This window comes from Pseudomonas sp. RW409, from assembly GCF_003184125.1.
Lineage (GTDB): Bacteria > Pseudomonadota > Gammaproteobacteria > Pseudomonadales > Pseudomonadaceae > Aquipseudomonas > Aquipseudomonas chlororaphis_I.
This window is the reverse complement of record NZ_QHHP01000034.1, coordinates 254,575-267,220: the sequence shown is the minus strand read 5'-3', so window position 1 is coordinate 267,220 and position 12,646 is coordinate 254,575. Positions and strand designations below refer to the sequence as shown.

Here is a 12,646-nt window from a genome sequence, read left to right as displayed (position 1 = left end):
GCACCGTAGCCGCTGCCGAGCCCGCGAGGCTGCGATCGAGGACGAAGTCCTCGCAAAGCCTGGGCATGGGGTGTGTCTGGAAGAACGGGTTGCCCGGTTTTGCGACCGCTTCGCGGCCGATCGCAGCCTCGCGGGCTCGGCAGCGGCTACAACATCACCACCCATGCCTCCGTAGGAGCGCGATGAACGATAACGCGCAGTCTCAGTCGGCGAGCAGGCGCCCCAGGCGCTGCTTGAGCATCTGGTTTTCCGTGCGCAACTCGCGGACTTCGTCGAGCAGTTCCAGCGCCAGGGCGACGCCTTCCCACTCCAATTCCAGGTCGCGCCGCAACTTGGCGGCGCGCTTGGCGACCGCCAGTTCATAGTCGGTGAAGCGCCAGTCGCGGGGCGCCGCGCCATGGGGATCGAGGATCCCGTGCTCGACGATTTCCATCACATAGGCGGCCGGCAGATCGGCCACCTCGCAGAACTCTTCCATATCCAGCTGAACGATCAGGGTGCTCATGGTCAGCGACTCCTATGTTCCAGATCAGAATGGGTTGCGGATCAGAAATGCTCCCGCGGGTTGAAGGCGGCCTTCTTCGCCAGCTCCTGCCACAACGCCTTGACGTCGTCGCCGGAAGCCTTGGGCATCACGGCCTTGAGCTGCACGAACAGATAACCGCGATGCCCGGCCTTGTTCAGCAGGCCATGGCCCTTGGCGCGCATGCGCTGGCCGTTCTGGCTGCCGGCCGGCACCTTGAGGTTGATCTTGCCGGTCAGGGTCGGCACCGCGACCTCGGTCCCCAGCGCCAGCTCCCAAGGGGCCAGCGGCAGGGTGATGATCAGGTTCTCGCCCTCGATATCGAACTTCGGATGGGGCGCGAAACGAATGGTCAGGTACAGGTCGCCATTGGCCCCGCCGCCGACACCGGGCGCGCCCTGGCCCTTGAGGCGGATGCGCTCGCCGTCGGCGACGCCGGCCGGGATCTTCACGTTCAGGCTCTTGCTGGTGTTGCTGACATGCTGCCCGGCGGCGTTGTACTGCGGCACCTTGAAGCTGACCTTCTTCGACTCGGCCGACAGGGTTTCTTCCAGGAAGATCGGTAATTCCATTTCCACGTCTTGCCCCCTGCGCCCGGCGCTGCGCGATTGTCCACCGCCGAAACCCGGCCCGCGGTTGCCGAAGATCGAACTGAAGAAGTCCGAAAAGTCCCCGCCATCGCCGAAACCGCCCGCATCCGCGCGGCCTTTCCAGCCCGGTGGGCCCTGGAACGGCTGGCCGTGCTGGCCATAACGCCGCAGGTCGTCGTATTCGGCCCGCTTGTCCGCGCTTTTCAGCGCTTCATAGGCTTCCGACGCGTCCTTGAACTTGGCTTCGGCGTCTTTTTCCTTGCTGACATCAGGGTGGTATTTGCGCGCCAGCTTGCGATAGGCGGCCTTGATCGCCTTGTCGTCCGCCGTCGGCTCCACCCCGAGAATCTTGTAATAGTCTTTGAAGTCCATCTAAGGATCACCATCCGTTATCAATGTGGCGCGGCGGGACGTACAGCATGCACTCTTGAGCAGCGTCAAGGCTGATCGATCTCAATACTGTGACTCACGCGGCGCAGCAGAAGTTTATCGGCAGCTGGCGGCGGTTCTTGCGACCGCCCGATGGCTGCCCGGCCCATGCCTGCAAGTTTGGGGTAAAGAATAGTCTTTCAAGGCTTGCGGGTTTCGATTTAGCGGATAGTCGGCCTTCGATTCTGCGAACGACTGGCATACACTGCGCGGCCGTTTTTTCCAACCGGAACTCGAAAGACATGAAAAACGCATCTGCGGCCCGTGCCTGCGGTATCGACTTCGGCACGTCCAACTCCACGGTCGGCTGGCTGCGCCCCGGCATGGAAACGCTGATTGCGCTGGAAGACGACAAGATCACCCTGCCGTCGGTGGTCTTCTTCAACATCGAAGAACGCCGTCCGGTGTATGGCCGCCTGGCGCTGCATGAGTACCTGGAGGGCTACGAAGGCCGGCTGATGCGCTCGCTGAAGAGCCTGCTGGGCTCCAAGCTGATCAAGCACGACACCAGCGTGCTGGGCACGGCGATGCCGTTCAAGGACCTGCTGGGCCTGTTCATCGGCCAGCTCAAGAACCGCGCCGAAGCTGCCGCTGGCCGGGAGTTCGAGGAAGTGGTACTGGGCCGCCCGGTGTTTTTCGTCGATGACGATGCCGCCGCCGACCAGGAGGCCCAGGACACCCTGGTGGAAGTGGCGCGCAAGCTGGGCTTCAAAGAAGTCTCCTTCCAGTACGAGCCGATCGCCGCGGCCTTCGACTACGAGTCGACCATCGAACGCGAAGAGCTGGTGCTGATCGTCGACATCGGCGGTGGTACTTCCGACTTCTCCCTGGTGCGCCTGTCGCCCGAGCGCCGTGGCCTGGACAACCGCCACGAGGACATCCTCGCCACCGGCGGCGTGCACATCGGCGGGACCGATTTCGACAAGCAGTTGAGCCTCCAGGGCCTGATGCCGCTGTTCGGCTACGGCAGCCGGATGAAGAGCGGCGCCTACATGCCCACCAGCACCCACATGAACCTGGCGACCTGGCACACCATCAACTCGGTGTACTCGCAGAAGTCCCAGCTGGCCCTGGGCAGCATGCGCTACGACATCGAAGACACCGGCGGCATCGACCGCCTGTTCAAGCTGATCGAGCAGCGCGCCGGACACTGGCTGGCGATGGAGGTGGAAGAGACCAAGATCCAGCTGACCCACGCCGACAACCGCGTGGTGCCCCTGGACCGTATCGAGGCGGGCCTGAGCGTGGACTTGAGCCGGGCGCTGTTCGAGTCGTCCATCGACAGCCTGCTGGAGCGCATCCGCGGCAGCGTCACGCAACTGCTGGGCGATGCCAATGTCGGCGTCGGCCAGGTCGATACGGTGTTCTTCACCGGCGGCTCCAGCGGCATCCCGGCCCTGCGCCAGAGCGTCGCGGACATGCTGCCCAACGCACGCCACGTCGAAGGCAACATCTTTGGCAGCATCGGCAGCGGCCTGGCGATCGAAGCGAAAAAACGCTACGGCTAAACGCCCCCCCTGTAGCCGCTGCCGCAGGCTGCGATAAGGTCCGCAGGACCTTCAGCGATTTTGAGATCGCTACGGCCTTCGGCCGATCGCAGCCTTCGGCAGCGGCTACAGGGATAGCGTCAGCTCAAACCAACCCCGCCTGCTTCAACTCACTCTTCAGGTAGGCGTAATAAATCGGCCCGGCCACCACCCCCGGCAGGCCGAACGCCGCCTCGAACACCAGCATCGCCAACAGCAATTCCCAGGACTTGGCACTGATCTGCCCGCCGACGATCCGCGCGTTGAGGAAGTATTCCAGCTTGTGGATAAAGATCAGGTAGCCCAGCGCCGCCGCGGCCACCCATATCGACAGCGACATGCCGACGATGGTGATCAGGGTGTTGGAGATCAGGTTGCCGATCACCGGCAACAGCCCCAAGAGGAAGGTCAGCACGATCAGGGTCTTGGTCAGCGGCAGCTTGACGCCGAACATCGGCAGGATCAGCGCGAGGAAGATCCCGGTGAAGAAGGTGTTGAGCAGGGAAATCTTGATCTGCGCGAACACGATGTTGCGAAAGGCCTGGACCAGCAGGTGCAGGCGGTCGAACAGCGCGGCCGCCAGCGGCTTGCGCTTGGTCAGGTCGGGCACGCGCTGCAAGGCGATGATCGCCCCCAGCACCATGCCGATCAACAAGGTCACGAACATGTGCGCCGCGTCCTTGCCCACCAGTTGCAGCTCGCTCAGGTGCTTGCTGGCCCAGGCGCCGATGGCCACCTGGAACTCCGCCGCGCTGGCCGGCAGATAGGAGTCGAGGAACGGCGGCAACTGGCCGCGCGCCTTGTCCACCACCGCCATGAATTTGTCCAGGGAAGCCCCCGGATTTTCCGCTTCGTGCAGCAGGAAGCTGATGGCGCCGGCGAACAGCAGCGTCAGCACGCTGACCACCAGGGTGCCGAGCAGGGCCACCGCCAACCAGCGCGCCCGCCGACCTTCGATCAGCCGTTGCAATTGCGGGGTGAGCATGTTGACCAGTTCGAACACCAGCAGGCCCGCCAGCAGGCTCGGTAATAGCCGCAACGGTATTACCAGCAGCAGGCCGCCGAAGATGATCACCCAACTGAACAACAACAGATGACGCTGAGAAAACGTTGGCATACAGCCTCAAACAAACAGCGTGAAAGGATTGGCAGTCTGCCAGCGTTGCACTGACGATGCGAGGCCGACAGGCGCGGGTTTGCTGGCGATCAACGATACAGAGTGTGTCAGGCAAACTGCCGCGACCGGATCGTGAACAAGCTCGCGCCTGCGAGGGAAAAGGTTATTGCTTCTTCAGGCAGGTGCTCATGAAGGTCTTGCGCTCGTCGCCCTTGAGGGCTTTGGCGGTGGCGTCGGCGTTGCAGGTCTTCATCCGTTCCTGCGGGGTGGACGGGGTCGCCGCGGCAGCCGGGGTGGCTTTCAGGCAGGTGCTCATAAAGGCTTTGCGTTCATCGCCCTTGAGGGCTTTGGCGGTGGCGTCGGCGTTGCACGTGGTCATCTTGTTCTGCTGGGCGGTGGCGGCAAATCCTTGGGAACAGAGCAGCAGGCCAACCATCAACAAAGGGATACGCAGCATCTTCATGGAGTTTTCTCCTTGTTACCGCACCGACGGGCGCGGCCTCCAGCGCAGTGTAGACAAACCCTGTTACAGGTTCACCTGTTCTGTAGGCTGGTGCGCCGGTACTGCTCGGGCGTGCAGCCGGCCTGGCGCTGGAACATCGCGATAAACGCCGAGGCGCTGCTGTAGCCCATGTCGAACGCCACCTCCTGGACACTGCGCGCACTGTCCAGCGCCTCGATGGACGCCAGGAAGCGCAGGCGCTGGCGCCACTCGCCAAAACTCATGCCCAGCTCGCGCACGAATTGCCGGGCCAGGGTGCGTTCGCTGACATGGATCTGCCGCGCCCAATCGGCCAGCGCGCGGTTATCCCCCGGGGCGGCCTGCAATGCCTCCAGCACGCCGAGCAAGGCCGGGCTGCTGGCATAAGGCAGGTAACCGTCATGCACCGGCGCCTGCTGCAACTGGTCGAGCATTACCTGGGCCAGGCGGCTGTCCGTTTCCTGCTCGGGGATCTGCACATCGCGCGCGGCGAAGTCCTTGAGGATCGCCTTGAGAATATCGCTGATGGCCAGGGTGCAGGCCTGCTGCGGCAGCACCCGGCACAGCTCCGGGACCAGGCACACGGCGCGGTATACGATCGGCTGCGGGCTGTAGAAGCTGTGCTCGGTGTCCGGCGGAATCCAGATGGCGTACTGCGGCGGCGACATGAAGCGCTGGCCGGCGATCTCCATGTGCATCACGCCGTGGGCCGAATACTCCAGGCAGCCCCAGGGATGACGATGCTCCAGCGCATGGCTGTGGGCGTCGAAATCGGCGTAGCGGAAGTACACCGGGGCCGGCAGACCGCTGAAGGGCAGCAGGTCGATGTGTTTTTTGCTCATGCTGTCCGGATTCAAGGGCGGGTTGTCTGGATCGAAGTATAGGCTTTGATCCAGACAGAGGGATAATCACCCTTCATCAACGTTCTGGTTTTTCCTCATGCAATACGCTTATCCGTTACTGGCCGTCTTTATCTGGGCCGGCAATACCGTCATCAACAAGCTGGCGGTCGGGGCGATCTTCCCCGCGGAGATCGGTTTCTATCGCTGGCTGCTGGCCGGCCTGCTGTTCACGCCGTTCATGCTCAAGGCGGTGGTCGCCCACTGGGCGGTGATCCGCCCGAACCTGGGCAAGATCTTCATCCTCGGCGTGCTGGGCATGGCGGTGTACCAGAGCCTGGCGTACTTCGCCGCGACACTGACCTCGGCCACCAACATGGGCATCATTCTTTCGCTGATGCCGCTGATGTCGCTGGCCATGGCGATCGCCAGCCTCGGCCAACGCCTGACGGCCGGTGCCCTGGTCGGTGCGGTGCTGTCGTTTGCCGGGGTGCTGGTGGTGGTGTCGTCCGGCAGCCTCGAGGTGCTGCTGGAACACGGCGTGAACCTGGGCGACGCGATGATGCTGATCGCCACCCTGGCCTACGCGATCTACAGCACCCTGCTGAAAAAATGGCAGCTGCGCCTGCCGCCGCTGGTGCTGCTGTACCTGCAGGTGCTGGTGGCCGTGGTGGTGCTGTTTCCGCTGTTCTTGGCCTCGCCGAAAACCGGCCTGACCCTGCACAACATTCCCCTGGTGCTCTACGCCTGCCTGCTGGCCTCGATGCTCGCGCCGCTGGCCTGGATGCAGGCCGTGGTGCGCCTGGGGCCGAGCCGCACCACGCTGTTCTTCAATCTGCTGCCGCTGATTACCGCGCTGATCGCCGCCGTGGTGCTGCATGAACAGCTGGCGCTGTATCACCTGGTGGGTGGGATGCTGACCCTGGGCGGGGTGATCCTGTCGGAACGCTGGACCACGGTGCTGGGGCGCAAGGTCAGCGTCGCCTGACAGATCGTCATCGCGAGCAAGCTCGCTCCTACAGGGGATGGCTCGATCCTGTAGGAGCGAGCTTGCTCGCGATAAATCTCAAAACCGCCACATCTCTCCCTGGCTATACCCCCGCCGCTTTCAATCGCTGCGCATGCTCGACGAACAGCCGGATCGGCTCCGCGCCCCGGCCCACCAGCCCCAGGGACTGGTTGACGATATCGAAATGATCCAGGGGGTAATCGTCGCCAATCACCGTGCCCAGGTGCGAGCTGTAGCGGCCGACCATGCCATCGCACTGCCCGGCTTCGCGGACGAAGGTCCTGGCGAACAGCCGGCAGCTGCGATTGGTGCCGTCGAACAGGTTGCGCCCGCGATTGGTCTTGCCCGGCTGCAAGGTGCCGGACCAGGAGTAGTAACGCACCCCGTTGACCTCTTCCGGCCCCTGCCCGCCCCAGGTTTCCGGCAGGCCCTGGGGATACTGGCGGTTGAACAGCACCACGCCCTCGCTGGTCAGCGAGCGGTGCGAGGCATGGATATCCGCCGGCAGCTTCGGCCCGCGATAGCCGGTGTCCAGCCAGCACATCAACGCGGCAATCACCCGCAGGATAAAACTCAGCACCCGCCCGCGCAGGGTGTCGATGGAATGGTGGCGTTCGATGTAGTCGGCCAGCTCCGAGCCATGATTGGGCCCGGCCACCGAGGTCACCGAGGCCACCCAGTCCGGGCGTTTGGCCGCGGCATAGCGGGCGGTGAGCGCCCCCTGGCTGTGGCCGATCAGGTTGACCTTGTCGGCGCCGGTTTCGCGGCGGATCTCCTCGATCCGCGCCAGCAACTGCTCGCCGCGCACCTCGGTGCTATGCAGCGGCGAAACCTGCACCGCAATCACCGTGGCCCCGCCGCGGCGCAACGCCGACTCGATGCCGAACCAGTAGGAGTACAGCACCAGCCGGATAAACCCCAGCATGCCGGGGACCAGGACCAGCGGGTAACGCGTGGCAAGCTCTTGGGACATGGGAACATCCTTGTGATCGGACTTGTATCAGGGACCGCGGCGCCCGAGGCTGGATGTCGGCAGCAGCCAAGAGCATCGACAGCCAAGATGACAGCTTCACGACCACTGTATGACATTCCCCCGAGGCTAACGCGAGCAAGCTCGCTACAGGGGATTGGCAATAAATGGATCGCCCCGGGTCTGTAGGAGCGAAGCTTGCTCGCGATAGCTCCGGTTCAGGCAATGGATTTCTTCCAGTAGAACTGAAGCGGGTTTGGGGCTGCTGCGCAGCCCATCGCGAGCAAGCTTCGCTCCTACAAGGGATAGGCTATTTCAACCCCACCACCCCGGCCACGATCAGCCCCACCGACACCAGTTTGACCAGCGTCAGGCTCTCCCCCAGCAAGGCAAAACCGAGGAACACCGTGCCCAGGGAACCGATGGCGGTCCAGATCGGGTAGGCGATGCTCACCGGCAGCTCACGCATCGCCAGGGTCAGGAAGTAGATGCCGCCCAGCGCGGCCACCACCGTCAGCAGCGACGGCCAGAGCCGGGTGAAACCCTCAGCGTACTTCATGCCCATGGCGAAGGTGACTTCGAAGGCGGCGGCGATCAGCAAGAACAGCCAGGCCATGTCGCCTCCTCAGAAGGTCCGTGCCAGCGCCAGCAGGCGTTGCTCGGCTTCGGCGCAGGACACCTGGAACGTGCGCTCGGCCGACTCCTCGCCTTCGGCCGCGACCACCGTGACGTCCTCGATCCCGATAAAGCCCAGCGCGGTACGCAACCACGGATCGGCGTGGTTCATGGCTTCCAGCTCGCCACCCGGACCAAAGCCGAAGCCGCCGCGACTGGTGACGATCAGCGCTTTCTTGCCCCGCACCAGCGGCTCGTACTGGGCGATGCCATTGTCCTGCACGGTATTGAAGGTCAGGCCCAGGCGCACGATCTGGTCGACCCAGGCCTTGAGGCCGCTGGGCACGCTGAAGTTGTACATCGGCGCCGAGATCACCAGCAGCTCATGCTCCAGCAGCTCGGTCACCAACTCGTCGCTCAGGGCCAGGTCGGCCTGCATCGACAAGGGCCGCGCCTGCGGCTCGGGATAAAACGCCGCGGCGACGAAGGCCTCGCTGACATGGGGCAGCGAAGCGCGGCCGACTTCCCGACGGGTCAGCTGGCCCTGGGGATGGGCCTCGAGCCAGGCCTGGAGAAAGCGTTCCGTCAGCCGCCGCGAATGGGAGCGTTCGCCACGGGGGCTGCCATGTACTGCTAGAATTCTGCTCATCTGTCATTCCTCATCCTGGATCATTCTGGAAGACCGTAAAAAGCCTTCCTGGGCGGGAATAAAGCTATTGATGCCGGCCCCATGGAACAAATGAGCAATAGTTGATCAGGATGAATCCATTTCACCCATAAGGTGACCCTGTATGTTTGCCAACCTGCCGCTGACCGCTTTGCGCGCCTTCGAATCGGCGTCCCGGCTCTTGAGTTTCAAGGCCGCTGCCGAGGAGCTGTCGGTCACGCCCACGGCGATTTCCCACCAGATCCGCTCCCTGGAAAGCTGGCTGGGCGTGCCGCTGTTCCAGCGCCTGCCACGCCAGGTGCGCCTGACCGAATGCGGCGAGCGCCTGTTCCACAGCCTGCACGGCGCCTTGCTGGAAGTGGCGCAGAGCGTCGACAGCCTGCGCCCGCAACGCAGCGGCGCGAACCTGATGATCTCCACCACGCCAGCCTTCGCCGCGCTGTGGCTGGTGCCGCGCCTGGGGCGTTTTTATGCCCGGCACCCGAACATCAACCTGCGCCTGGACACCAATTGCGAGGTCATCGACCTGCAGCAGGACGCGAGCGTCGACCTGGTGATCCGCTACAGCCTGGACGACTACCCGAACCTCTATGGGCTGTGCCTGTTCGACGAGTGCTTCGCGGTCTACGGCTCGCCGGAACAGGTGGCCCTGGCCCGCCAGCAAACGCCGACGCTGATCAGCGTGCGCTGGCACAACTCCAAGCTCTATGCCCATGGCTGGGAGGCCTGGTGCGACAAGGCGCAGGAAAGCTGGATGCGGGATCGCCCGGTGTTTCGCGAATACGACGAGGAGCACTACGCCCTGCAAGCGGCCATTGCCGGCCAGGGCCTGGTGCTGGCCAGCAATATCCTGGTGTCGGAGAGCGTGACCAGCGGCCTGCTGGTGCCGTATCGCCCGCAGATCCATGTCGACGGTGCAGGCTACAGCGCCTTGTGCGTGCCCGGGCGCGAACGGCATCCGCCGGTGCGGGCGTTTTTCCAGTGGTTGCGCGAAGAGGCCCAGGCGGCCGGACATCCGATGCTCACCGCCGGCTGAGGCCCGCCGAACAGGTAGGAGCGAGGCTTGCCCGCGATCCAGGCACCGCGAAGTGCCTGTAATACCGCGTTATCGTTCATCGCGAGCAAGCTTCGCTCCTACACTGGATGCGTGGGGCCATCCTCCCCGTAGGAGCGAGGCTTGCCCGCGATTCAGGCGCCGCGGAGTGCCTGTAGTACCGCGTTATCGTTCATCGCGAGCAATCGAGCGTCGACCGGCTGCTCCTACAGAAAAGCGGGCCTTAGCGGGTCGGCTTGACCGCCACCGGCGCCTTGCCCGAGCGCATCTGCTCGAGCAGCGGCGCGCACTGGTTCGGCTCGCCACCGCTCGGCGCCACCAGCGCCAGCAACCCGGCCGCCGGCCCGGCGATCACCCCCAGCGCCACCATGCCAGCGCCGCGCAACATCAGCGGCACGGCCTTGACCCCGGCCTCCGGCTTGATGAACTTGCCTTGCACATAGAGCGGCGAGCGCAGGGAGAACAGGCGCAGGCCCTTGGACTCAGGCGTGATGGTCAGGTCCAGTTGCTCGCTGGCCATGTTCGCGGTGCCGTCGATGTAGACGATCGCGTTCTCGGTATCGAACACGAACAGGCGACTGGTGGCCAGGCCGGTCTTGATGCCGAAGTCGGCGGCGGCGCAATTGATCTTCACTTCCTTGTCGCCAAACATCTTGCCGATCACATAGTTGCCGACGTTGAGCCCGGCGATCTCCATCAGGCTGCGGCTGATGGCGCCGTCGTTGATCAGCATCTTCAGCTCGCCGTTGGCGCTGCCGAGCAGGGCCGCCACCGAATTGCCGCGCCCGGCGATATCGGCATCGCCGTTGAGTTCGCCGAAGCTGGTTTTCATCAGCTCGAAGGTCGGGAACAGCTGCTTGAGCTTGAAGTTGCGCGCAGTCAGTTTGGCCCGGCCTTCCAGCGGCGCGGCCTGGCCATTGAGGCGAATCTGCGCATCCAGCTTGCCGCCGGCCACGCCGAAACGCAGCGGCTCCAGGCTCAGGCGCCCGTCGTCGAGCACCAGATGGGTGTACAGGTCGGTGAAGGGCAAATCGGCGCTTTGGACGATGCGCTTGCCGGTGAATTCGACATCGGCGTCCATGTCACGCCAGCGCTCGGTGCGGAACTCTTCCACCGGCAGCACCTTGTCCGCCGGTTGCTTGCTGTCGCCACCACGGGCCTTCTGCTCGGCATTGGAGTCGGCACCGATCAGCGGCGCCAGGTCGCTGAACAGCAACTGATTGGACACCAGCGCGCCGGTCAGCTTGGGCCGCGGCTGGCTGGCGACGTAGGTCAGGTTGCCATGAATGTCGCTGTCGCCGATCTTGCCGTTGAAGTCCTGGTACTGGAACTTCGCCCCGGCCGGATCGCGCAGCTGCGCGCTCAGGTGGCCATCGGTGGCATAGGCCGGCGAGTCCGGCAGGGTCACGCCGGTCAGCGGGTACAGGTTGCCCAGGCTGGTGCCGGCGAGCTTCATGCGCAGATCCAGCGCGCCGAGGTTCAGCGGATCGGTCAGGGTGCCGGCCAGTTCGACGCGAGTATCGCCGATCGTTGCCTGGACCTGCAGCGGGAACGGCTTGCTCGCATCCTGCAGCGCCAGCAGGCCGCCAATCTTGCCGGAGCCGGCCAGGGCCTGGCCGTGATATTGCCCCTTGGCCTTGAAGGCAAAGGCATAGGACTGGGGAGCTGCGCCCTTCTCCTCGGCTTTCTTCGCCGCCTTGTCGCCAACGATGTCGCTGAACGGAATCGGCTTGCCCAGTGGGTCGATCAGCAGGTCGAGGCGGGTTTTCAGGTTTTGGTCATTGAGGATGACATGCCCTTTGTCGAAGCCGATGGCGCCGATGTCCACCACCCAGTTGGAGGGTTCGGCGTTCGGGTCTTTCGGGTCGAACTGGAAAGTCCAGTTGGCGCGGCCGTCGGCCAGGCGCTCGAGGGCGGCATTCGGCTCGGTGAGGTCGATACGCGGAATGCGCACGCGCTGCGCCAGCAACGCCAGGGGTGAAATGCGCAATTCGACGCGCTTGAGGCTGACCATCTGCGGCGCCTTGGACCACTCGGGGTTGCCCAGGGTCAGGTCTTCGGCCACCACGTGCGGCCAGGGCACCCAGGCCCGCCAGCCGCCTTCGTCGAGTTCGCGCTGCCAGATCACCGCCAGGTTGCCGTTGATGGCGAAGGGGCGATGCAGTTCTTCGGAGACTTTGGCATTGAGTGGCGGCTTGATCCGGTTCCAATCGAAGAACGCGATGATCAGTACCAGCACGGCCAGCAGCAGGAAAAGGCTACCGACTGTCCAGGCGAGAATTTTACGGGTGCGCGTCATGCACAGGGCTCCTGACTGCTGACGGGCGCCTGGATGGCGACGCCCTTATGAACTGCCGGGGTTGAAATCCACCGGTCATGGAAACTAGGACTGACAAACGGCCCGCAGGTTTAACCCAAAAGCCGCGACTCAGACACAAAAGCACGGATTTTTCTGACCGAAGCGCCAGCTTGGCGTTACCGCCGCCGCACTTTTGCGAGGCGCAGATGGGTCGAAAATACCCACCCCGGTGCAAAACCCTTCTTCGAAAACGCCCGTTCTAGAGCCCTCGGGCCGAACAATCAATTCTGTTGATTATTACCATTGTCTTTATGAACTTTTATATCGATTTAGCGCGCGTAACATTGGCTCCGTACCCACTTTATCGCCCTTCCAAGGAGCAACTCATCATGAAACGCCAATTACTGCTTAGCCTGACCCTCTCGATCCTGGCAGCCAACGCTTTCGCCCTGCCAGCCGCTGAACAGGCTACCCCACAAGTCAAGGCAAGCACCTCGGTATTCACCCAGACCCTGGCTTCCGACGGT

General features: G+C 63.8%; 12 protein-coding genes. 3 read left to right on the top strand and 9 right to left on the bottom strand.

Annotated features, from left to right (window positions below; translation table 11 throughout):
- Nucleotides 1-202: 202 nt before the first annotated feature.
- Both DK261_RS17440 and DK261_RS17435 read right to left on the bottom strand, forming a co-directional pair.
- Complete coding sequence (locus DK261_RS17440; RefSeq protein ID WP_009046737.1) at nucleotides 203-505, bottom strand: chaperone modulator CbpM; 303 nt, start codon at nucleotides 503-505, stop codon at nucleotides 203-205.
- Nucleotides 506-546: 41 nt separating this feature from the next.
- Nucleotides 547-1,485, bottom strand: a complete 939-nt coding sequence (locus DK261_RS17435) for a DnaJ C-terminal domain-containing protein (RefSeq protein ID WP_016704101.1) — start codon at nucleotides 1,483-1,485, stop codon at nucleotides 547-549.
- 299 nt (nucleotides 1,486-1,784) lie between these two features.
- Here DK261_RS17435 and DK261_RS17430 point away from each other — a divergent pair, with 299 nt between their 5' ends.
- Nucleotides 1,785-3,050: an Hsp70 family protein gene (locus DK261_RS17430; RefSeq protein WP_009046735.1), complete on the top strand. Its 1,266-nt coding sequence runs from the start codon at nucleotides 1,785-1,787 to the stop codon at nucleotides 3,048-3,050.
- Between the two features lie 124 nt (nucleotides 3,051-3,174).
- On the opposite strand, the gene DK261_RS17425 is transcribed toward DK261_RS17430, so the two are convergent.
- The 3 genes from DK261_RS17425 to DK261_RS17415 all read right to left on the bottom strand — a co-directional run bounded on the left by DK261_RS17425 (nucleotide 3,175) and on the right by DK261_RS17415 (nucleotide 5,508).
- Entirely contained in the window at nucleotides 3,175-4,185 is a 1,011-nt protein-coding gene (locus DK261_RS17425) for an AI-2E family transporter (RefSeq protein ID WP_009046734.1), read from the bottom strand.
- Nucleotides 4,186-4,348: 163 nt separating this feature from the next.
- Nucleotides 4,349-4,648, bottom strand: coding sequence for a PsiF family protein (locus DK261_RS17420; protein WP_009046733.1), 300 nt, complete (start codon nucleotides 4,646-4,648; stop codon nucleotides 4,349-4,351).
- A 71-nt stretch (nucleotides 4,649-4,719) separates the two neighbouring features.
- Complete coding sequence (locus DK261_RS17415) at nucleotides 4,720-5,508, bottom strand: helix-turn-helix transcriptional regulator (RefSeq protein ID WP_016704103.1); 789 nt, start codon at nucleotides 5,506-5,508, stop codon at nucleotides 4,720-4,722.
- Between the two features lie 97 nt (nucleotides 5,509-5,605).
- On the opposite strand from DK261_RS17415, the gene DK261_RS17410 reads away from it, so the two are divergent.
- The gene (locus tag DK261_RS17410; RefSeq protein WP_009046731.1) at nucleotides 5,606-6,493 is read left to right on the top strand and encodes a DMT family transporter; all 888 of its coding nucleotides are present in this window, start codon (nucleotides 5,606-5,608) and stop codon (nucleotides 6,491-6,493) included.
- Nucleotides 6,494-6,596: 103 nt separating this feature from the next.
- On the opposite strand, the gene DK261_RS17405 is transcribed toward DK261_RS17410, so the two are convergent.
- The 3 genes from DK261_RS17405 to DK261_RS17395 all read right to left on the bottom strand — a co-directional run bounded on the left by DK261_RS17405 (nucleotide 6,597) and on the right by DK261_RS17395 (nucleotide 8,748).
- Complete coding sequence (locus tag DK261_RS17405) at nucleotides 6,597-7,487, bottom strand: triacylglycerol lipase (RefSeq protein WP_110176062.1); 891 nt, start codon at nucleotides 7,485-7,487, stop codon at nucleotides 6,597-6,599.
- Between the two features lie 307 nt (nucleotides 7,488-7,794).
- Nucleotides 7,795-8,100, bottom strand: a complete 306-nt coding sequence (locus DK261_RS17400; RefSeq protein WP_009046729.1) for a multidrug efflux SMR transporter — start codon at nucleotides 8,098-8,100, stop codon at nucleotides 7,795-7,797.
- Nucleotides 8,101-8,109: 9 nt separating this feature from the next.
- Nucleotides 8,110-8,748 carry an FMN-dependent NADH-azoreductase gene (locus tag DK261_RS17395; protein WP_009046728.1) on the bottom strand — a complete coding sequence of 213 codons (639 nt, stop codon included), beginning with the start codon at nucleotides 8,746-8,748 and terminating at the stop codon, nucleotides 8,110-8,112.
- Between the two features lie 142 nt (nucleotides 8,749-8,890).
- On the opposite strand from DK261_RS17395, the gene DK261_RS17390 reads away from it, so the two are divergent.
- Nucleotides 8,891-9,802: a LysR substrate-binding domain-containing protein gene (locus DK261_RS17390; protein ID WP_009046727.1), complete on the top strand. Its 912-nt coding sequence runs from the start codon at nucleotides 8,891-8,893 to the stop codon at nucleotides 9,800-9,802.
- A gap of 241 nt (nucleotides 9,803-10,043) precedes the next feature.
- On the opposite strand, the gene DK261_RS17385 is transcribed toward DK261_RS17390, so the two are convergent.
- Nucleotides 10,044-12,119, bottom strand: a complete 2,076-nt coding sequence (locus DK261_RS17385; protein WP_038630479.1) for an AsmA family protein — start codon at nucleotides 12,117-12,119, stop codon at nucleotides 10,044-10,046.
- Nucleotides 12,120-12,646 lie beyond the last annotated feature (527 nt).

Coding starts and splice junctions, on each gene's coding strand:
- DK261_RS17440 (WP_009046737.1), bottom strand. CDS start 505: ATGAGCACCCTGATCGTTCAGCTGGATATGGAAGAGTTCTGCGAGGTG.
- DK261_RS17435 (WP_016704101.1), bottom strand. CDS start 1,485: ATGGACTTCAAAGACTATTACAAGATTCTCGGGGTGGAGCCGACGGCG.
- DK261_RS17430 (WP_009046735.1), top strand. CDS start 1,785: ATGAAAAACGCATCTGCGGCCCGTGCCTGCGGTATCGACTTCGGCACG.
- DK261_RS17425 (WP_009046734.1), bottom strand. CDS start 4,185: ATGCCAACGTTTTCTCAGCGTCATCTGTTGTTGTTCAGTTGGGTGATC.
- DK261_RS17420 (WP_009046733.1), bottom strand. CDS start 4,648: ATGAAGATGCTGCGTATCCCTTTGTTGATGGTTGGCCTGCTGCTCTGT.
- DK261_RS17415 (WP_016704103.1), bottom strand. CDS start 5,508: ATGAGCAAAAAACACATCGACCTGCTGCCCTTCAGCGGTCTGCCGGCC.
- DK261_RS17410 (WP_009046731.1), top strand. CDS start 5,606: ATGCAATACGCTTATCCGTTACTGGCCGTCTTTATCTGGGCCGGCAAT.
- DK261_RS17405 (WP_110176062.1), bottom strand. CDS start 7,487: ATGTCCCAAGAGCTTGCCACGCGTTACCCGCTGGTCCTGGTCCCCGGC.
- DK261_RS17400 (WP_009046729.1), bottom strand. CDS start 8,100: ATGGCCTGGCTGTTCTTGCTGATCGCCGCCGCCTTCGAAGTCACCTTC.
- DK261_RS17395 (WP_009046728.1), bottom strand. CDS start 8,748: ATGAGCAGAATTCTAGCAGTACATGGCAGCCCCCGTGGCGAACGCTCC.
- DK261_RS17390 (WP_009046727.1), top strand. CDS start 8,891: ATGTTTGCCAACCTGCCGCTGACCGCTTTGCGCGCCTTCGAATCGGCG.
- DK261_RS17385 (WP_038630479.1), bottom strand. CDS start 12,119: ATGACGCGCACCCGTAAAATTCTCGCCTGGACAGTCGGTAGCCTTTTC.